Source organism: Luteibacter sp. 9135, from assembly GCF_000745005.1.
In the GTDB taxonomy this organism is placed as follows: Bacteria; Pseudomonadota; Gammaproteobacteria; order Xanthomonadales; family Rhodanobacteraceae; genus Luteibacter.
Window position 1 is genome coordinate 1,859,999 of sequence record NZ_JQNB01000001.1, and the last position, 17,905, is coordinate 1,877,903.

16 protein-coding genes are annotated in these 17,905 nt (G+C 67.2%); 9 read left to right on the forward strand and 7 right to left on the reverse strand.

Annotated features, from left to right (window positions below; all coding sequences use genetic code 11):
- The first annotated feature begins 21 nt into the window (after positions 1–21).
- Both FA89_RS07940 and FA89_RS07945 read left to right on the forward strand, forming a co-directional pair.
- Positions 22–1,437 (forward strand): tryptophan--tRNA ligase, encoded by a 1,416-nt coding sequence (locus tag FA89_RS07940; RefSeq protein ID WP_051938623.1) that lies wholly within the window; start codon positions 22–24, stop codon positions 1,435–1,437.
- Between the two features lie 3 nt (positions 1,438–1,440).
- Complete coding sequence (locus FA89_RS07945; RefSeq protein WP_036139865.1) at positions 1,441–1,770, forward strand: hypothetical protein; 330 nt, start codon at positions 1,441–1,443, stop codon at positions 1,768–1,770.
- A gap of 60 nt (positions 1,771–1,830) precedes the next feature.
- On the opposite strand, the gene FA89_RS07950 is transcribed toward FA89_RS07945, so the two are convergent.
- The gene (locus tag FA89_RS07950; RefSeq protein WP_036139867.1) at positions 1,831–2,295 is read right to left on the reverse strand and encodes a DUF1456 family protein; all 465 of its coding nucleotides are present in this window, start codon (positions 2,293–2,295) and stop codon (positions 1,831–1,833) included.
- A 79-nt stretch (positions 2,296–2,374) separates the two neighbouring features.
- On the opposite strand from FA89_RS07950, the gene FA89_RS07955 reads away from it, so the two are divergent.
- On the forward strand, positions 2,375–3,520 hold the full coding sequence (locus FA89_RS07955; protein ID WP_051938624.1) for an acyltransferase family protein: 1,146 nt from the start codon (positions 2,375–2,377) through the stop codon (positions 3,518–3,520).
- A gap of 53 nt (positions 3,521–3,573) precedes the next feature.
- On the opposite strand, the gene FA89_RS07960 is transcribed toward FA89_RS07955, so the two are convergent.
- A complete protein-coding gene (locus FA89_RS07960) occupies positions 3,574–8,022 on the reverse strand; it encodes a putative Ig domain-containing protein (RefSeq protein ID WP_051938625.1) in 4,449 nt (1,482 codons plus the stop codon).
- A 196-nt stretch (positions 8,023–8,218) separates the two neighbouring features.
- On the opposite strand from FA89_RS07960, the gene FA89_RS07965 reads away from it, so the two are divergent.
- From FA89_RS07965 to FA89_RS07980, 4 genes are read left to right on the forward strand one after another with little or no spacing between them, the layout of a single operon-like run.
- On the forward strand, positions 8,219–8,749 hold the full coding sequence (locus FA89_RS07965) for a phage tail protein (RefSeq protein ID WP_036139870.1): 531 nt from the start codon (positions 8,219–8,221) through the stop codon (positions 8,747–8,749).
- A 21-nt stretch (positions 8,750–8,770) separates the two neighbouring features.
- The gene (locus tag FA89_RS07970) at positions 8,771–9,301 is read left to right on the forward strand and encodes a phage tail protein (RefSeq protein ID WP_036139872.1); all 531 of its coding nucleotides are present in this window, start codon (positions 8,771–8,773) and stop codon (positions 9,299–9,301) included.
- Between the two features lie 22 nt (positions 9,302–9,323).
- Positions 9,324–9,857 (forward strand): phage tail protein, encoded by a 534-nt coding sequence (locus tag FA89_RS07975; protein WP_036139875.1) that lies wholly within the window; start codon positions 9,324–9,326, stop codon positions 9,855–9,857.
- Positions 9,857–10,378 (forward strand): GNAT family N-acetyltransferase, encoded by a 522-nt coding sequence (locus FA89_RS07980; protein ID WP_036139877.1) that lies wholly within the window; start codon positions 9,857–9,859, stop codon positions 10,376–10,378. The genes FA89_RS07975 and FA89_RS07980 overlap by 1 nt, the downstream gene beginning before the upstream one ends.
- Here the strand turns inward: FA89_RS07980 and FA89_RS07985 are convergent.
- The 4 genes from FA89_RS07985 to pdhA form a co-directional block, all read right to left on the reverse strand.
- Positions 10,371–10,661 (reverse strand): DUF6916 family protein, encoded by a 291-nt coding sequence (locus FA89_RS07985; protein WP_036139878.1) that lies wholly within the window; start codon positions 10,659–10,661, stop codon positions 10,371–10,373. The two genes, FA89_RS07980 and FA89_RS07985, sit on opposite strands and share 8 nt — an antisense overlap.
- Before the next feature lie 174 nt (positions 10,662–10,835).
- Positions 10,836–12,242: a dihydrolipoamide acetyltransferase family protein gene (locus FA89_RS07990; protein ID WP_036139879.1), complete on the reverse strand. Its 1,407-nt coding sequence runs from the start codon at positions 12,240–12,242 to the stop codon at positions 10,836–10,838.
- A gap of 13 nt (positions 12,243–12,255) precedes the next feature.
- A complete protein-coding gene (locus FA89_RS07995) occupies positions 12,256–13,236 on the reverse strand; it encodes an alpha-ketoacid dehydrogenase subunit beta (RefSeq protein ID WP_036139881.1) in 981 nt (326 codons plus the stop codon).
- 12 nt (positions 13,237–13,248) lie between these two features.
- Positions 13,249–14,328, reverse strand: a complete 1,080-nt coding sequence (gene pdhA / locus FA89_RS08000; protein ID WP_036139882.1) for a pyruvate dehydrogenase (acetyl-transferring) E1 component subunit alpha — start codon at positions 14,326–14,328, stop codon at positions 13,249–13,251.
- Positions 14,329–14,557: 229 nt separating this feature from the next.
- Here pdhA and FA89_RS08005 point away from each other — a divergent pair, with 229 nt between their 5' ends.
- Both FA89_RS08005 and FA89_RS08010 read left to right on the forward strand, forming a co-directional pair.
- Positions 14,558–15,406: a tryptophan 2,3-dioxygenase gene (locus FA89_RS08005; RefSeq protein ID WP_036143904.1), complete on the forward strand. Its 849-nt coding sequence runs from the start codon at positions 14,558–14,560 to the stop codon at positions 15,404–15,406.
- Positions 15,407–15,577: 171 nt separating this feature from the next.
- Complete coding sequence (locus FA89_RS08010) at positions 15,578–17,086, forward strand: peptide MFS transporter (RefSeq protein ID WP_036139884.1); 1,509 nt, start codon at positions 15,578–15,580, stop codon at positions 17,084–17,086.
- A gap of 255 nt (positions 17,087–17,341) precedes the next feature.
- Here FA89_RS08010 and FA89_RS08015 read toward each other — a convergent pair whose 3' ends face one another.
- Positions 17,342–17,833 carry a MarR family winged helix-turn-helix transcriptional regulator gene (locus FA89_RS08015; RefSeq protein ID WP_051938626.1) on the reverse strand — a complete coding sequence of 164 codons (492 nt, stop codon included), beginning with the start codon at positions 17,831–17,833 and terminating at the stop codon, positions 17,342–17,344.
- Between the last annotated feature and the right edge of the window lie 72 nt (positions 17,834–17,905).

Here is a 17,905-nt window from a genome sequence, read left to right on the forward strand (position 1 = left end):
GTCCGTAGCCCCAAGGTCCCCATGCATACCCGCGTCCTCACCGGCATCACCACCACCGGCACGCCGCACCTCGGCAACTTCGTCGGCGCGATTCGTCCGGCTGTCCTGGCCAGCAAGGACCCGAACGTCGATGCCTTCTATTTCATGGCCGACTATCACGCGCTGATCAAGAGCGACGACGCCGACCGCGTTGAAGCCTCGCGCATGAAGATCGCCGCCACGTTCCTGGCCGCCGGCCTCGACCCGAACGTCGCCACCTTCTACCGGCAGTCGGATATTCCCGAAGTGCCGGAGCTGATGTGGCTGCTGACCTGCGTCACCGGCAAGGGACTGCTCAACCGTGCCCATGCCTACAAGGCCGCCGTGGATCGCAACGTCGATGGCCAGGAAGACCCGGATGCCGGCATCACCGCGGGCCTGTACATGTACCCGGTGCTGATGGCCGCGGACATCCTCGCGTTCAACGCCAACAAGGTGCCGGTGGGCCGCGACCAGATCCAGCACATCGAGATGGCGCGTGACATCGCGCAGCGCTTCAACCACACCTACGGCCGCGAGTTCTTCGTCATGCCGGAGGCGCACATCGAGGAGCAGGTGGCCACGCTGCCCGGCCTGGACGGTCGCAAGATGTCCAAGAGCTACGACAACACCATCCCGCTGTTCGAGGGCGGGGCCAAGGGCATGCGCGAGGCGATCATGAAGATCGTCACCGATTCGCGCGCGCCGGGTGAGCCGAAAGACACCGCGGACGCTGCGCTGTTCACGATCTTCAAGGCGTTCGCCTCGCCGACCGAAACCGTGGCCTTCGAGCAGTCGTTGCAGGGCGGCATGGGCTGGGGCGAAGCCAAGGTGGCCCTGTTCGACCGCATCGAAGCCGACGTGGCGCCCATGCGCGAGCGTTACGAGGCGCTGATGGCACGTCCGGACGACATGGAAGACGTGCTGCTGGCCGGTGCCGCCAAGGCCCGTGCCGTGGCCGGGCCGCTGCTGGAGACGCTGCGCGAAGCCGTCGGCCTGCGCAGCCCGCGCTACCGCCGCCAGGAGAACGTTACGTCGCCCGCGGCGCCGGCCGCTGCGCCGAAAGCGCGCCCGCCGCGCATCGCCAGCTTCCGCGACGACGACGGCAGCTTCCGCTTCCGCCTGTTCGATGCGGACGGCGCCGAACTGCTGCTGTCGAAGGCGTTTGCCGATCCCAAGGCGGCCGGTGCCTTGCGCCAGTCGCTGGCGACGCTGGGCGGTGCGGCTGCCTCGCTCACCGCCGTCGGCGATCAGCTGGGTCTGCAGGTCGATAGCGCCACGGTAGCCACGGGTCCGTCCTTCACCGATGAAGCCAGCCGCGCCGAGGCCGAGGCCCGCGTTCGCGCGGCGCTGGACGCACTCGCTGCCGCCACGGCGGACGAGGCCGCGGCCAAAGCGGCGGCGAAGAAGGCGAGCTGAGCCATGCGCTACCTGGCCCTGATGCTGCTGGCGCCCTGGCTGATCGTGCTGGGCTGGGCCTATTGGCAGTACCCGAAGTCGCTGGTGACCAACGCCACCCGCCGCGCGTTCGACGTGCTGGCGCTGCTGGCTGCCGTGGTCGCGTCGATCCAGGCGGCCCTCGTCTCGTTCGACGCGGTGGAACTGCCGGCCGCCGATAGCTTCGGCCCGAAGAGTGGCGCCATCTGGCAACAGGTGGTGCCGGCACTGTGGGGCTATGGCGCGTTTGTCGCCGTGCTGGTGGTGGCGCTCATCGTGCGCCAGGTCGTCTGGAAGCGCGGCGAGCGCCGGTAAGCGCTTCGCCGTCCCGCGCAGCCCGTCGCCCTACGGGCTCAAGCGTGAGCGGCCGCTACGTCAGGCGCCGCGCAGTTTGCCGGTCAGGCCCTTGAGGAAGTTACGCAGGAACTGGTCGCCGCAGAGGCGGAAGTTGCTGTGCTTGGGCTGGCGGAACAGGGCGTTGATCTCGCCACGGGAGACGCGGAAGCCGGCGTTGGTCATGAGCGCCAGGATGTCGTCTTCCTTCAGTTCGAAGGCGACGCGTAGCTTCTTCAGCACCACGTTGTTGTTGACCCGGGTCTCCACTGGCCGCGGCGGCTGACTTTCGTCGCGACCACGGCGATGCAGGATCAGGCCGTCGAGGAAGTGGGCCAGGGCGGCATCGGGCATCTCGACGAAGCCGGCCTCGTCTTCCTTGCGCAGCCAGGGATCGACCTGTTCGCGGGTGGTTTCGAAGCCGGTGAGCTTGAGGATCTCGACCACATGGACCTCACCGAGGTCGAGCATGTAGCGGATGCTGCGGAGTGTGTCATTGTTGAGCATCCGCCTAGGGTACACCGGCCGATCTGCGGCAGGAACATAAACCACGGACTGCCCGGTCCAATGCCAGGAAGCGATGCCGATGCCGCCCGTCCCGCCCACCAACGCCGGACACGCCGGGCGCAACCTCTACATCGACCTGCTGCGCGGCCTGGCCATCGTCATGGTGATGCTGCTGCATTTCTCGCTGACCTACCGGCTGCATCGCAGCCCGCTGGCCGACTGGGTGCCGGTGGACACGCTGCGGACGCTTTTCTACAACGGCAACTACGGCGTTTCCGTGTTCTTCGTGATCTCGGGATTCCTGATCACCTCGAACATCCTCCGGCGCTACGGCAGCCTGGGTGGTATCGACCTGGGGCACTTCTATCGCCTGCGCCTGTTCCGCCTTTACCCGTCCATGATGCTGGCGCTAGCGATCATCACGGTGCTTGGCCTGGCCGGGCTGCCGGACTTCGCCAACGTGCGCGACGACGTGCCCCTGGGGCGCGGGTTCTTCGTCATCGCCGATCTCTCGGTGCTCACCTTCTGGCACAACGTGCTGATGGGTTCGGTCGGTTACTTCAATTACGCGATGAACGTCTACTGGTCGTTGTCGGTCGAGGAGGTGTTCTACCTGGTCTACCCGCTGGTACTCGTCGCCGCGCGGCGGCCGTGGCAACGTGTCGTCATCGGCTGCGCCGGCCTGGTCATCGGTCCGGCCTACCGTTGGCTGCACGACGACAACGAGCTGTTCTACCTGTACGGCAACCTGGCCTGCGTGGACATGCTGGTCTACGGCTGCGCGGCAGCGGTCGCCGCACGCGAGGTGGTCTGGACGCCGGTGTTATGCCGTTCGCTGGCGCTGCTCGCGCTGCTGGCCATGGGCTGGGTGTACATGCGGGGCATCGACGGCAACGAAGCCTTCGGCGCCACGCAGATGGGTATCGCGGCGGCGGTGTTCCTGGTCGCGGTCGCCGCGCTGCCCGGCGGGGCGTTCGCCCGTCGGGCCGGTGCCCCCCTGGCCTGGCTGGGTGCGCACAGCTACGAGCTCTACCTGTTCCATATCATCGTGCTGGGCATCCTGCGCGAGCTGGTGCCCAAGGCCACCCTGACGCCGGAGCGCAAGCTGCCGCTGTTGCTGGTTTTCTTCCTGGTCTCCGCCCTGTGTGCCTGGCTGGTGGCTCGCTTCTACGGCGATCCGCTGAACCGCCGGCTGCGGGCGCGCTTCAGCCGGCGCAACGCCTGACGCACATGGGCCTGCGGCCCCACGCATCGCGGTGATGCGTGGGGCCGCCCCGATCAGAACGTCTTCTCGATGCCCAACAGGATCGACTGGTTGGCGTGCGTGCCCGAGTCGAACAGCGCCTGGTATTCCGCGCGCAGCGACAATCCGCTGTCGAACTGCGCCTGGATGCCGACACCCAGCAACGTGTGGTTTCGCGCGTTATCGCCCACGGTGGACCGGTAAAGCGGCCCGGCCAGCAGGTCCGCATAGGACATCGTCGCGTTGCTGGCACCCTGGAAGTCGCGCTGGTATTCCACGCGTACCCGCGGCACCAGCACCCCGAAGTCGCGCTTGAGGCGGAACTCCGCCCGCAGGCCCAGGGCACCCGTGGACGTGCGCACCGTCTGTCCACGGTAGTCGAGGGCATAGGTGGCGTCGCCACGTTCGGTATAGCCGTCCAGCTGCGCACGCGACACGTCCAGTCGTCCGTAGGGTGTCAGTCGTGTGGTGCCGTCGTCGTGCTCGTAGCCGAAGGCCACCGAGGCGAACGCCTGCTTACCGTTGCGGCTGCCGGTGACACGACCGCCGTCGGCCGTCACGTATCGCCGTGCGTCGAAGTCCAGCCACTGGTAGCCGAGCAGGGTGTCGATGTACGTGTGGTCGCTCGGGCGAAGGCTGGCATACAGCGCCATGTTGTAGGCGGTGGTGGTGCTACGGCTGCCCATCTTGCCGATGTCGCTGGCATCGTGGCCGTAGCCCACGCCGAGGCCCAGGGTCAACGCGTTGGAAAGGCGCTTGTCGGCACCCACGCTGACACCCGAGGTGGTGAAGTCGACCCCATTGGCCGCCGTACCGCGGTTGGTCGCGCCGAAGTTCACGGCACCGCCGGTCCAGAAGGCCACGTCGTCCGGCGAGGCCTGTCCACTCTGGGTCGGCGCAGGACGCGTATCGGACTGCAGGAAGGCGGGCGCGTCGGGGTCGTTCATGGCCTCGGCCACGCCCTTGCCCGGACGGTCGCCGTTCACGGCCTGGCGGCCGCCGCCGGAGCTGAAGCTGAGGCCGTTGCTGAAGCGGGACGATGCGGCGTTGTGCAGCGACTCCAGGCGCTGCTGGAAGTTGCTGATCTGGCCGCTGGCCATGCGGCGGGTGGCATCCACCTGCGCGCCGAGGATGCCGGTGACTTCAGCGTCCTTCGAGGGGTCCGGGCGTGCCGTCACGGTGATCGTCACCGTGGCCGGCTGGGACACCGCGTAGGCGTTGGACAGCGTGTACATCAGCTGTGCCTGGCCCGAGAAGGCCGCGGCGGCAGCGAAGTCCAGGCGATAGCCGGAGGCTGTCTTGACGATGGTCCCGGCGCCCGACTGCGCGGGCGAGAGCGACACGACCGCGGCATCGGTAAAGGGACCGCCGCGCGCACCACCGGTCAGGTCCACCTGCACGGACTGGCCGGCACCGACCGTTGCGGTCAGTGCCACGGCCACCGGACGCGGCTGCACCGTCACCGTTACCGTGGCCGGCTGCGAGACGCCAAACGCGTTGGTGAGCGTGTACGTAAAGCGTTGCGTGCCGGTGGCGTCCGCTGGGGCGGTGTAGGCGATCGTCGTGCCGTTCACTGTCGCCGTTCCGGCCGCCGGAGGCGTGACGAGAGTCACCGCGGTAAACGGACCACCGCTGGCGCCCTGGATGGCATTGATGCCGATGGTCTGGCCCGCGACGCCCGCGGCTGTCTGGTCCGGGACCACGGGCAGGTTGCCTGCCTGCACGTTGACCGTGACCGTGGCGATATTGGAGCGCCCGCCGGGTCCGATGGCCGTGTAGGTGAAGCTGTCTGTGCCGAAGAAATCGCTGGTGGGCGTGTAAAGCACCGAGGTGCCGTTGGCGGCAGCGGTGCCGTGGGCGGGTGCCGAGGCGACGGTCACCGATGTGATCACACCGCTGTCGTTTGCCGTGACGGGAATCGTCACCGCCTGGTTGGCGGCGGTGGCGGCCGTATCGGCCACCGCCACCGGTGCGGCATCGCCGATGGTGACCGAGTACGCCTGCGTACCGGCCATGCCATGGGTATCCGCGGCCTGCACCGTGAAGGTCGCCGTGCCATTACGCGTCGGCGTGCCGGCCAGCACGCCGGCCGAAGACAAGGTGATGCCGTCGGGCAGGGCGCCCGCAGTCACCGTGAACGTGTACGGTGCCGCGCCGCCGCTGGCACTCAGCGTGGCGTTATAAGCGCTCCCCATGACGCCGCCGGGTAACGTCGCCGGGCTGACGACCACGGTAACCGCGGCGATGGTCAGTGTGTAGTTCCGGCTCAGCGTGGCCGGCGTGAGGCTGCCGTCGGTAACCGTCACGGTGAAGGGGAAGCTGCCGGTGACGGTCGGCGTGCCCGAAAGCACGCCGGATGTTGCATCGAAGCTCATGCCCGCGGGCAGCGCGCCGGTGAGGGACAGGGTACGTGGTGCGGAGCCGCCGCTACTGCCGAAGACGATGCTGCTGCTGGCGCCGTAGGTGGCGGTGAGCACGGGGCTTGCCGGCGTCAGCACGAGCGGATCGGCATCGGCGGCCAGCGTCATGTTGACCGTCGCGGTGAAGGGGCTACCCGCACCCGTGCTGCTGTCGGTGACATGGATAGACACCGGGAAGTTGCCGGCCTGTGTCGGTGTCCCGCTGAGGGTGCCGTTGTCCGCCAGGGAAAGGCCGGGGGGCAGGCTGCCGGTCACCGTGTAGTGGTAAGGCGCGGTGCCGCCCGACGTCGAGAATGATGCGCTATAGGCCTGGCCGATACGTGCGGCAGGTTGGCTGGTCGGTGTGAGGACCAGCGCCGGTCCGCCAGCGGTCACGGTGTAGGCGCGGGCTCCGTCGAAGCCGTTGCCGTCGGTCGCCGTGACGGTGAAGTTGAACGTGCCAGCAGCGGTCGGTGTGCCGCTGAGTACACCGGCCGTGCTGAGGTTCAGTCCGGACGGCGTCGCCCCGGCGGTGACGGCGAACGTGTACGGCGCGGTGCCGCCGGAGGCAGTCACGGCCTGCGAATAGGCGTTGCCGACGGTCGGGTTCGGCAGCGTGGCCGGTGCCACGACCACGGTCGGAGCGCCCACGGTCAGTGCGTAGGCTCGCGAGCCACTGAACGGCGCGCCGGTACCGGTGGAGCTGTCGGTGGCGGTGACGGTAAAGTTGGAGGTGCCGGCGGCCGTGGCGGTACCGGAGATCACCCCCGTCGCGGACAACGTCATGCCACTGGGCAGGCTACCCCCCGTAATGGCATAGGCGTAGGGCGCGGTGCCGCCGCTGGCCGTGACGGTGCTTGAGTAGGCCTGGCCGGCGGTGGCACCGGGCAGGGTAGTCGGTGCGACGGCGATCGTCGGCGCAGCCACCGCGACGGTGTAGGTGCGGCTCCCGGTAAAGCCGCCGTTGTCAGTCGCCGTGACCGTGAAGTTGAACGTGCCGGCGGCCGTCGGGGTACCGCCGAGCGTACCGGAGTTGCCGAAGGTCATGCCGGCCGGGATCGCCCCCGCAGTGATCGCGAAGGTATAGGGCGCCGTGCCACCGGAAGCGGTCACGGTCTGCGAGTAGGCGACGCCGACGGTCGGGTTCGGCAAGGTCGCCGGAGCCACCGTGATGGTGGGCGCGTCGATAGTGAGCGCGTAGGTACGTGTGGTGCTGAAGGGCGCACCCGTACCCGTGGAGCTGTCGGTGCTGCGCACGGTGAAGCTGTAGTTGCCGGCCGCGCTGGGCGTTCCGGATACGGTTCCGGTATTGGATACGGTGATACCAGGCGGCAACGAGCCGCCGCTGACGGCATAGGTATAGGGGGCGGTGCCGCCTGTCGTGCTGAGGGCCTGGTTATAAGCCGTGCCGGCCACGCCATTAGGCAGCGTGGTAGGCGCAATCGCCAGCGTCGGGCCCCCTACGGTGAGGGCAATGGTGCGCGACGCGGTGCGGTTGGCGCTGTCTGTCACCGTGAACACGGGACTGAAGCTGCCGGCCTGCGTGGGCGTGCCGCTGACGACACCTGCGGAAGACAGGGTGATACCCGCCGGTAGCGCGCCGCCGGTCAGCGACCAGGTGTACGGCGTCGTGCCACCCGAGGCCGCCAGCGACTGGCTGTAGGCGGCACCGATCGTGGCGTCGGGCAGGGTGGTTGTCGTGACGGTCGGGTTGGTCTGCTGCACCGTTACCGTGAACGGAATCACGGAGTTGTCGTCGCCGTCGAGGACGGAAAAACTGTCGGTGGTCGAGCCGTCGCCGTTATTGGTGTAGTACACCAGGCCGCTGGAATTGTTGTTCCGTGGGTCGTTGGTTCCGTGCTGCGGCGGGCTCTGGTAGCCGTTGATTCCTACCACCGCGCAATTGCTGAGGTCGGTGACGACCGTACCGCCGGAGGCCACAATGATGGACTGCGGCTGGCAACCCGCGGCGTGGGCAAGCCCGCCCACGGCGAGCAGGCACAGGCCGAAAAGCCACGACGCCACGCGTGAACGCGCGCGACCCGGCGCGACCGCGTGGCGGCCGCCGAAAAACAACGATGTCATGTCGAACCCCTGTGTCCCTGCTGAAGCATGTGCCAGCACGCGCATTATGCGCGGCCGTTTGACCACAGCAACATGTGTATTCGGCAATCATGGCATGAACTTGAAGGCAGGCCCTTGTGTCCCTTCACGCCATCGACGACAGTCGGCGCACGCAGGCGACGCCGCCTCACGCGAGTCAACCATCAGGGGACAACGGATGAGCAACTATTTCCTCGGGCAGATCATGCTCGCGGGGTTCAACTTCGCACCCAGGGGATTCGCGACGTGCAATGGGCAACTGATGCCCTTGCAGCAGAACCAGGCGCTCTACTCCCTGCTGGGCGTGAGGTTCGGCGGCGACGGTCGCACCACGTTCGCCTTGCCCGATATGCGCAGCCGTACGCCCGTCGGCTCGGGGCCGTCGGCCGATGGCAGTTGGCAGCCCCCGGCATACGTCGTCGGCGCGGCCGCCGGTGCGGAGATCGTGACGCTGTTGCAGGGCGAGATGCCGATGCACACGCATCCGTTGAACACCACCACCACGGCGGGCACCGTGAAGTCCCCGGCCAACGCACTCTACGGCGGCTCGGGCGCGGAGAACTTCTACGCGCCGCCGGGCCACCCGACGCCGCTGATCGGTTCCACCGTCGGCATGGCGGGCGGCAACCAGCCGCATCCCAACCTGCAGCCCTACAGCGCGCTCGGCTTCAACATCGCCATGACCGGCATCTTCCCCTCACGCAGCTGACGCCGAACCAGGAGATCGACCATGTCCGAGTGTTATATCGGCGAGATTCGCATGCTCGGCTTCAGCCGTGTGCCGCAGGGATGGCTTGCCTGCGACGGCAGCCTGGTCCCGATCAGCGAATACGAGACGCTCTACGCGCTGCTCGGCACCCTCTACGGCGGTGATGGCGTCAACACCTTCGGTGTGCCGGACATGCGCGGTCGTCTTGCGGTCGGGCTGGGGCAGGGCCCTGGCCTGAGCAACTACCGCGCGGGCCAGCAGTCCGGTACCGAAACGGTGACACTGTCCACGCCGCAGCTGCCCATGCACAACCACACGTGCATCGCCACGACGGACACGGGCACCAGCGCCACGCCCGGAGCGAGCGCCGTGCTCGGCGGTATCGCGCCGGACACGATGTACACGCCCGATATTTCCGGCCTGACCGCCTATACGATGGCGGTTGCCGCGGTGGGCAACCAGGGTGGCTCGCAGCCGCACAACAACCTCATGCCGACCTTGAGCGTACCGTTCTATATCGCGTACCTCGGCGTCTATCCCACCCCTCCCTGATCCATCGCCAGGCGACTACGACATGACCGAACCCTACATGGGCGAGATCCAGGTTTTTGGTTTCGACTTCGCACCGGTGGACTGGGCCTACTGCAACGGCGCGACGTTGCCGACGCGGCAGTACTCGGCACTGTTCTCCCTGCTCGGTACCACCTATGGCGGCAACGGCTCGTCGACCTTCATGCTGCCCAACCTGTCGTCGCGCGCACCCGGTGGCACGGGGGCGGGCCCCGGCCTGACACAGCGGTCCGCAGGCAACGCGTACGGTGAGTTCCAGCACGCGTTGACGGTACCGGAGATGCCCTCGCACGGGCACGGCGCCACGGTGTATGCGCAGCGTGACCAGACCAAGCGGACGTCGGTGCCGGCGGCAGGCAGTGCCCTTGTCACGCCCAGCACCACATCCCCGTTCGTTCCGGCCGCGGTGCCCTCCACCACGTTGTCGCCGCTGGCGATCCAGCCGGTGGGTTCGGGCTTGCCGCATGAAAACCGGCAACCGTTCCTGGCGGTGAACTTCTGCATCGCACTACAGGGCATCTACCCAAGCTTCGACTGATGCACCTGCCCGGCTTTCCGGTCGCTGGACCCGGTAGCGATACGCTGGCGGGCTCACTGGCCGTCGCCGGCGTGCAGCTGCGCGCCTGCAACGATCGCGACCTGGCGTTCCTGCGCACGCTTTACCGCCAGACCCGCGACGACGAGTTGGCCATAACCGGATGGCCGGAAGAAACGCGCGCTGCCTTCGCCGACCAGCAGTTCGGCATGCAGCACATGCATTTCGTTCGCCACTTTCCGGACGCGTATTTCTTCCTCCTGCAACGCGATGGCCGTGACATCGGGCGCTATTACCTCGATGTATCCGGGGCGGCGTGGCACGTGGTCGACATCGCGCTGTTGGCGGACGTGCGCGGGCAGGGCATTGGCACCGCGTTGTTGCAGGCTACGCGTGCGATTGCGCCCGCCGTCACGCTCAGCGTGGCCGTGAACAATCCCGCCGCGATGCGGCTTTACACGCGGCTGGGTTTCGTCGACGAAGGCGAGGCCGGTGGCATGCACCGGCGCATGCGCGCTAGTTGAACACGGCCTGGTAGACGAAGCCGTTGCGGTCGCGCGCGATGGGCACGAGGAAGATGCCGAACTCGCCCAACTGCGGATGGCGCATCGTGTAGGTGCGCTGAGCGAAAAGGATCGCCGCGGTGTTGTGGAACAACAGCGAGAACGCCTGGCGGAACGAGGACGCCGCGGGCAGCGGTTGCACTTCCACCAGCACGAAGGGCGCATTGCCCTCGCCGGTATCGACGTCGGCCTCGAAGGTTTCGTTAAGATGGCCGGCGAAGTGGTGGATCTCGAAGAACTGCATGGGTACCCCTCCCGGGTGACCTGCGTTGCGCAGGTCGGTTGCGTTGGGGAGAGCATCGCGCACATCGTGCGCTCCTACAAACGCCGGTAGTACCCGGTCATGTAGGAGCGCACGATGTGCGCGAAAAAACACCCCGGGTTACGACTGCACCCCGGTTACTGCGCCAACCCGCTATTACTGCGGCAGTCCCAGATCGTCGATCATCGCCTTCAGGAACCGCGCGGCCTCGCCGCCGGTGGCGGCGCGGTGATCGAACGTCAGCGACAGCGGCATGCGGCGATGCACTTCGATGCCACCCATCACGGCGACCACGTCGTGGCTCAGCTTGCCCGCGCCGACGATCGCGACCGTGGGCGGTACGACCACCGGGGTGGCGTAACGGCCGGCGAACATGCCGAAATTGGACAGGCTGATGGTGTAGCCGGAGAGTTCCGATGCCGGGATGCTGCGATCTTCAACCGACGAACGCAGGCGCTTGATCGCGGCGCGGACGCCGGCACCGTCGAGCACGTCGGCATTACGCAGGGCCGGCACGAACAGGCCGTCTTCCGTGTCCACCGCGATGCCGATGTCCACGTGGGGGTGTAGCGTGCGGGTCAGGTCCTTGCCGTTGAACCAGGCGTTGAGCGCCGGCACCGTCTTGCAGGCCGTCACGATGGCGCGGATCAGGCGGGCGGTGATGTCCTGCTTGCCGATCCAGGCGTGCAGGTCGGCATCGTCGACGATGGTGGTCGGGACGACGTTGGCGTGTGCCTCGGCCATCACGCGCGCCATGTTGCGACGGACACCCTTCAGCTGTTCCGGCTGGCCCATGCTGTCTTTGCCCGGGGGCGCGGTGCGCACGGCCTTGCCGGCCAGCGACACCGGCGTGCGGGTCGGGGCGGGGCCCGGCTCCGGTAGCGTGGGTGCCAGATGCTGGGCCGCCGCGGGACGCGCGGGCGCGGCAGACGCTGAACCGCCCGCGCCGAGCGTGGCAGTGCCGCTGGCCGCCGCGTTCTTCACGTCGGCCATGGTGATCACCTCGCCCGCGCCCGTGGGCTGCACGCGAGTGAGGTCGATCTTCATCTTCTTCGCCAGCGCGCGCACGGCCGGCACGGCCTTGACGCCACCGGCGCTGGAGACCTGCTCGGTGTGCACGGCATTGCCGCTGACCATGGCGCCGACGACGGTGCCCTCGTCTTCGCGCTGTGCCGGGGCCTTGCCGTCGGATTCGATCTCGCCGCCGTCATCGGAGGCGACGACCTTGGTCGCGTCGTCCGCGGCGGGGCTGCCGACGCTCTTCTTCGGGCCGTGGTGGTGACCCGTGGACTCGGCCTCGGCACGCTGGCGCGCGTTCGGGTCGATCTCGAAATCGGCCAGCGAGGCGCCGGTCTCGATGATGTCGCCCACGCCACCGTGCAGCTTCTTCACGGTGCCGGAGTACGGCGAGGGCACGTCGACGACGGCCTTCGCGGTTTCCATCGACACCAGCGGGGCATCGAGCTTGATGGTGTCGCCTTCCTTGACGTGCCATTCCACGACGGTCGCGTCGGGCAGGCCTTCGCCGAGGTCCGGCAGGTAAAAGGTCTTGATGTCGGCCATGTCTATCGGTTCCTCAGGAGGCGGCGAGCGTGCGCTGGGCGGCTTCGACGATGCGTTCGACGCTGGGCAGGTACTTCATTTCCAGGCGGAACAGCGGAATGTGCGTATCGAAACCGGTCACGCGCTGCACCGGGGCGAGCAGGCTATAGAGGCATTCCTCGGCCAGCCGGGCGGCAATCTCGGCACCGAAGCCGGCGGTCTTGGGCGCTTCGTGCACGATGACGCAGCGGCCGGTCTTGGTCACCGACTCGGCGATGGTGTCGAAGTCGAGCGGGGTCAGCGTGGCCACGTCGATCACTTCCGCGCTGACGCCCTGCTGGGCCAGTTCGTCGGCGGCTTCCAGGCATTCCTTCACCTGCGCCCCCCAGGTCACCAGCGTGACGTCGGTGCCGTCGCGCAACACGAAGCAGACATCGAGCGGCAACGCTTCGCCGTCGTCGGGCACCTCTTCCTTGTACTGGCGGTAGATGCGCTTGGGCTCGAAGAAGATCACCGGGTCCGGATCGCGGATGGCGGCCAGCAGCAGGCCGTAGGCACGCGCCGGCGACGAGGGCATGACCACGCGCAGGCCGGGGATGTTGGTGAACAGGTGCTCGTTCGCCTCGGAGTGATGCTCCGGCGCACGGATGCCGCCGCCCCAGGGGGCGCGCCACACGGCCGGCACGGTCATGCGACCGCGGGTACGGTTGCGCATGCGCGCGGCATGACAGGCGATGTGTTCCATCATCGGGTAGATGAAGCCTTCGAACTGGGCTTCGGCCACCGGCTTCATGCCCTGCACGGCCAGGCCGATGGTCAGGCCGGCGATGGTGCCTTCGTCCAGCGGCGTGTCGATGACGCGCATCTCGCCGAACTGCTCCTGCAGGCCCTGGGTGGCGCGGAACACGCCGCCGTTGACACCGACGTCCTCGCCGAGCACCACGACGCTTTCGTCGTTGCGCATTTCATAGGCGAGCGCCTGGGTCACCGCTTCGATAAGAGTGATTTGTGCCATGGGAAGGAGTCCTTACGACGTGCGATCGAGGGAAGCGACGTAGTCACGTTGCGCTTCGAGGTCGGCCGGGAGTTCGGCGTACAGGTAGTCGAACATGGCCGTTGCCGGCTGGTTCTTCGTTTCCAGATACGCGTTCACTTCGTTGTCCATCCAGTCGTCGCACTCGGTCTTCCAGGCCTCTTCCTTCGCGTCATCCCACTGGCCCTTGGCTTCGAGCCACTTGCGCAGGCGCGGTACGGGGTCGCGCTCCCAGGCGTCCTTCACTTCCTGCTCGCCACGGTAGCGGCGGGCATCGTCGGCGGTGGTGTGGTCGCCGAGGCGGTAGGTCACTGCTTCGATCACGCTGGCGCCTTCGCCGTTGCGGGCGCGATCCAGGGCGATCTCCATGGCGGCGCGCACGGCGATGATGTCGTTGCCGTCCACCTGGATGCAGGGCAGGCCAGCGGCGATGCCCTTCTGGGCCAGCGTGCCGGAACCGCTCTGGATGCGGCGGGGCACCGAGATGGCCCACTGGTTGTTGACGATCACCGCAACCATCGGCAGCTTCTGGGCGCCGGCGACGTTGATGGCACCGTAGAAGTCGCCCTTGGACGAGCCGCCGTCACCGATGGTGCACACGGCCACGCGGGGTTCCTTGCGGATCTTGAAGGCCAGCGCGGAGCCGGCGGCGTGCAGGCACTGGGTACCGATGGGCACGCACCAGGCGAAGTCGTGCGCCGGGGCATCCTGGAAATCGTTGCCGCGCTCGTCGCCACCCCAGTAGGTGTAGACCTCGCGGGGCTTCACGCCGCGATACAGTTGCGCGCCGTATTCGCGGTAGGACACGGCCAGGGAGTCTTCCCGGCGCATGGCGCTGCCGATGCCGACGTGCGCGGCCTCGTGGCCCAGGCACGAGGCGTAGGTGCCCAGCTTGCCGGTGCGTTGCAGCGCGATCGACTTGGCGTCGAACACGCGGGTGGACACCATCAGCTTGTAGAGCTCGACCATATGGTCGAGGTCCTTGGCGAAGGCGGGGAGCTCCTTGCCGGTTTCCTTACCATCCTGGTCAAGGTACTGCAGGTATTCGATTTCGAACTTGGCGGCGATGGACACGACTCGCTCCCAGGGGAAGGGTTAGAAACGACACGCACGAGTGGGGAAGCGGACGGCCCATCCAGCGGGGCACGAGCGGCTTTTCGATCATTGCGAGCCGGACTAGATATCAGGGGTATTATCACCCGGCAAGGCACGGCGCAGCATGGAACCGGCCGTGGCTGCCCCGGAACGGCGCTGTGGCGCGGGTTGCGGGGTCCTGGCACCCCTCATGTGGAAAGAACTTTCGATGACCCCTCCCCAGCGCGAGATCGAACCGGGTATCCGTACCGACCTCGACGGCCGCCTCACCTACGGCGACTACCTGAAGCTCGACCAGGTGCTTTCCGCCCAGCAGCCGCGCAGCCAGCCGGCCCACCACGACGAGATGCTGTTCATCGTCCAGCACCAGACCTCGGAGCTGTGGCTGAAGCTGATGATCCACGAGCTGGACGCGGCGCTGGCGCGGCTGCGCGCCGACGACGTGGACGGCACGCTCAAGGTGCTGGCCCGGGTCAAGCAGATCCAGCGCCAGCTTTACGAGCAGTGGGCGGTGCTGGAAACCCTCACGCCTGCCGAATACCTGCAGTTCCGCGACGTGCTGGGCCCGTCGTCGGGGTTCCAGTCGCTGCAATACCGCATCGTGGAGTTCCTGCTGGGCAACAAGCACGCGGACATGCTGCGCGTGTTCGAGCACGATCCGGTGGCCCACGCGCGGCTGGGCAAGGTATTCGAGGCCCCGGGCCTGTACGACGAGTTCCTGCGCTACCTGGCACGCCGCGGCCATGCGGTGCCCGCGGACATCCTGCAGCGCGACCTCACCCAGCCCTGGCGCAGCCAGCCGTCCCTGCTGCCGGTGTTCAAGCGAATCTACGAGGACACGGCGCACCACTGGCCCGAATACCACCTCAGCGAGCAGCTGGTGGACGTGGAGGAAGCCTTCCAGCTCTGGCGCTTCCGCCACATGAAGACGGTGGAGCGCATCATCGGCTTCCGCACCGGCACCGGCGGCTCGTCGGGCGTGGCGTTCCTGCGCAAGGCGCTCGAGCAAAGCTTCTTCCCCGAACTGATCGAAGTCCGCACCATCCTCGGTACCTAGCATTCGTGTAGGAGCCCACGATGTGGGCGATGGAGCCGCCGTGAACATCCTATCGCCCACATCGTGGGCTCCTACATCGGTAGGTCCCGGTAGGTGAATCATGGACGGGGATTTGACGGGGAGGCCCCCCTCCCGCTAAACACGCTGCTTGCACCGTTCACAAGGGAAGCCATGACTCCGACAGCCCCCGGCCAGGTACGCGACGTGCCCGACTATCCGCAGACCATGGGTCATCCGCGCCCGCTGTGGATGCTGTTCATGACCGAATTCTGGGAGCGCTTCGCGTTCTACGGTATGCGCTGGGCGCTCACGCTGTACATCGTGGCGGAGTTCTTCAAGGGCGACCAGGCGGGGCAGGGCTACGCCAGTCGCACCTATGGCGCTTACCTGGCGCTGGTCTACGCCTCCGCCCTGTTCGGCGGCTGGGTTGCGGACCGCATCCTGGGTTACCAGCGATCCATCCTGGTCGGCGCGGTGGTGATGGGCGCCGGCCTGTTCATGGTGATGGTGCCCAACCAGCAGGTGTTCCTGGCGGGGTTGGCCACGGTGATCGTCGGCAACGGCCTGTTCAAGCCGAACATCTCCTCGCTGGTCGGCCAGATCTACCGCCAGGGCGACGACCGTCGCGACCGTGGCTTCACCATTTTCTACATGGGCATCAACATGGGTGGTTTCCTCGCCCCGCTGGTGACCGGCTGGATCGCCTCGGTGGCGACGGATACGCCCCTGCAGGATAACTACCGCGCCGTGTTCGCCTCTACCGGCGTCGGCATGGTCATCTGCTTCATCTGGTTCCTGATCGGCAAGAAACAGCTCAAGGGCGTGGGCGTGCCGCCGCCGGAGCGCCATGCCGGAAAGAACCTGGGCGCGGTGCTGGTAGGTATCCTTGTCGCCATCCCGCTGGTCTATCTGCTCATGGCTTACGCCGGGGCGGTGCTGATCGCCTGGCTGCTCGGCGTGCTGTTCATCGGTGTGGCGATCATGCTGGTGCTTGAGGCGGTGCGCCACGACCGTATCCAGATCCACCGTGTCATCGCCATGCTGCTGTTGTTCGCGTTCAACGTGCTGTTCTGGATGTTCTTCGAGCAGGCTGGCAGCTCGCTGAATTTCCTGGCCCAGAACATCGTCGACCGGCGCATGTTTGGCGGCTGGGAATTCCCCACCGGCTGGTTCCAGTCACTCAACTCCGCGGCCATCCTCGTCTTCGCCCCCGTCGTCGCCGTGAGCTGGGGCTTGCTGGCGAAGCGCCGCAAGGAACCCTCCATCCCGCGCAAGTTCGGCCTGGGCCTGATGTTCAACGCGCTGGGCTTCCTGGTGCTGATGTATGCGCTGACCCGCCTCGTGGGCGCGGACAATCTCATTCCCTTCTGGCCGCTGGCCGTGTGCTACGTCATGCAGACCATCGGCGAGTTGTGCCTCTCGCCGATCGGCCTGTCGATGGTTACCAAGCTGGCTCCGCTACGTGTGGTGGGCCTGGCAATGGGAGGCTGGTTCCTGTCCACCGCCATCGGCAACAACCTGTCCGGCCTGCTGGCCGGCCACATCAGCGGCGAGACCGGCATCACCATCGGCTCCGCGCTGTCCGGCTTCACCTTCAGTTTCGAACTGCTGATCGGCTCGGGCATCCTGCTGTTCCTCATCGCCCCGCTGATCAACCGCTTGATGCACGGGGTGAAATAACACCCCGATGACGCCAGGCCTGGGCGCGCGCCCAGGTACCGGCGTCCTTGCAAGGTGCCTGGGGTATGTAGGAGCGCACGCACGTGCGCGAACCCTCGCCCTTGCACCGCGCGACAGATGCTGGCCGCCCGCACGAGCGAGCGCTTCCATGCATCCGGTATTCGCTCGTTCGACGCCTGGAACCGCCTGGCCCGATGTGAAGCGCGGCCGCCGTCGCCATCGCAACGGTGAGGGTTCGCGCACGTGCGTGCGCTCCTACCCCTCGGTCGACGTCGAGCCTGCGGCCGCCGCCGACCCCGCCGGGTGGAGGAGTTTGTCGAGGATGGTGTCGAGCTGCGCGCGCTCGGCCTCGTCCAGTCGGGCCAGCAGCTCGCGTTCGTGGGCGCGGGCCATGGGCGCCACCTCGTCGTGGATCGCCCAGCCTGCCTCGGACAGCTTCAGCACGGAGCGGCGCTTGTCGTCGTCGTGCGTGCCGCGGTCCACGCGGCCTTTCTCGACCAGGCGGGCTACGGCGCGGCTGACGGCCACCTTGTCCATGGCCGTGCGCTCGACCACTTCCCGCGCGGAAATCTCCGGGAAACGGGCCAGGATCGTCATCACGCGCCACTCGGTCATGCTGAGCTGGAAGCGCCCCTCGTACTCGGCCGCGATCGACTGGCTGACCGTGTTGGACAGGATCGACAGGCGGTAGGGCAGGAAGTGTTCCAGCTCCAGGGGCGCATGGGCCGGGACGGGTTCGAAAGTCATTAGTGCGCTGATCCTTGCAAATGGTTACAAGTGAAACTATAAGGGAGGGCAGACGGCCCGAGCCGTGCCCAC

What these genes read in the sequence shown, in the direction of transcription:
- FA89_RS07965 (WP_036139870.1), top strand. Translation starts at nt 8,219, where the DNA reads ATGAGCAACTATTTCCTCGGGCAGATCATGCTCGCGGGGTTCAACTTC.
- FA89_RS07960 (WP_051938625.1), bottom strand. Translation starts at nt 8,022, where the DNA reads ATGACATCGTTGTTTTTCGGCGGCCGCCACGCGGTCGCGCCGGGTCGC.
- FA89_RS07975 (WP_036139875.1), top strand. Translation starts at nt 9,324, where the DNA reads ATGACCGAACCCTACATGGGCGAGATCCAGGTTTTTGGTTTCGACTTC.
- FA89_RS08010 (WP_036139884.1), top strand. Translation starts at nt 15,578, where the DNA reads ATGACTCCGACAGCCCCCGGCCAGGTACGCGACGTGCCCGACTATCCG.
- FA89_RS08015 (WP_051938626.1), bottom strand. Translation starts at nt 17,833, where the DNA reads ATGACTTTCGAACCCGTCCCGGCCCATGCGCCCCTGGAGCTGGAACAC.
- FA89_RS07970 (WP_036139872.1), top strand. Translation starts at nt 8,771, where the DNA reads ATGTCCGAGTGTTATATCGGCGAGATTCGCATGCTCGGCTTCAGCCGT.
- FA89_RS07980 (WP_036139877.1), top strand. Translation starts at nt 9,857, where the DNA reads ATGCACCTGCCCGGCTTTCCGGTCGCTGGACCCGGTAGCGATACGCTG.
- FA89_RS07990 (WP_036139879.1), bottom strand. Translation starts at nt 12,242, where the DNA reads ATGGCCGACATCAAGACCTTTTACCTGCCGGACCTCGGCGAAGGCCTG.
- FA89_RS07950 (WP_036139867.1), bottom strand. Translation starts at nt 2,295, where the DNA reads ATGCTCAACAATGACACACTCCGCAGCATCCGCTACATGCTCGACCTC.
- FA89_RS07955 (WP_051938624.1), top strand. Translation starts at nt 2,375, where the DNA reads ATGCCGCCCGTCCCGCCCACCAACGCCGGACACGCCGGGCGCAACCTC.
- FA89_RS07985 (WP_036139878.1), bottom strand. Translation starts at nt 10,661, where the DNA reads ATGCAGTTCTTCGAGATCCACCACTTCGCCGGCCATCTTAACGAAACC.
- FA89_RS07945 (WP_036139865.1), top strand. Translation starts at nt 1,441, where the DNA reads ATGCGCTACCTGGCCCTGATGCTGCTGGCGCCCTGGCTGATCGTGCTG.
- FA89_RS07940 (WP_051938623.1), top strand. Translation starts at nt 22, where the DNA reads ATGCATACCCGCGTCCTCACCGGCATCACCACCACCGGCACGCCGCAC.
- FA89_RS08005 (WP_036143904.1), top strand. Translation starts at nt 14,558, where the DNA reads ATGACCCCTCCCCAGCGCGAGATCGAACCGGGTATCCGTACCGACCTC.
- FA89_RS07995 (WP_036139881.1), bottom strand. Translation starts at nt 13,236, where the DNA reads ATGGCACAAATCACTCTTATCGAAGCGGTGACCCAGGCGCTCGCCTAT.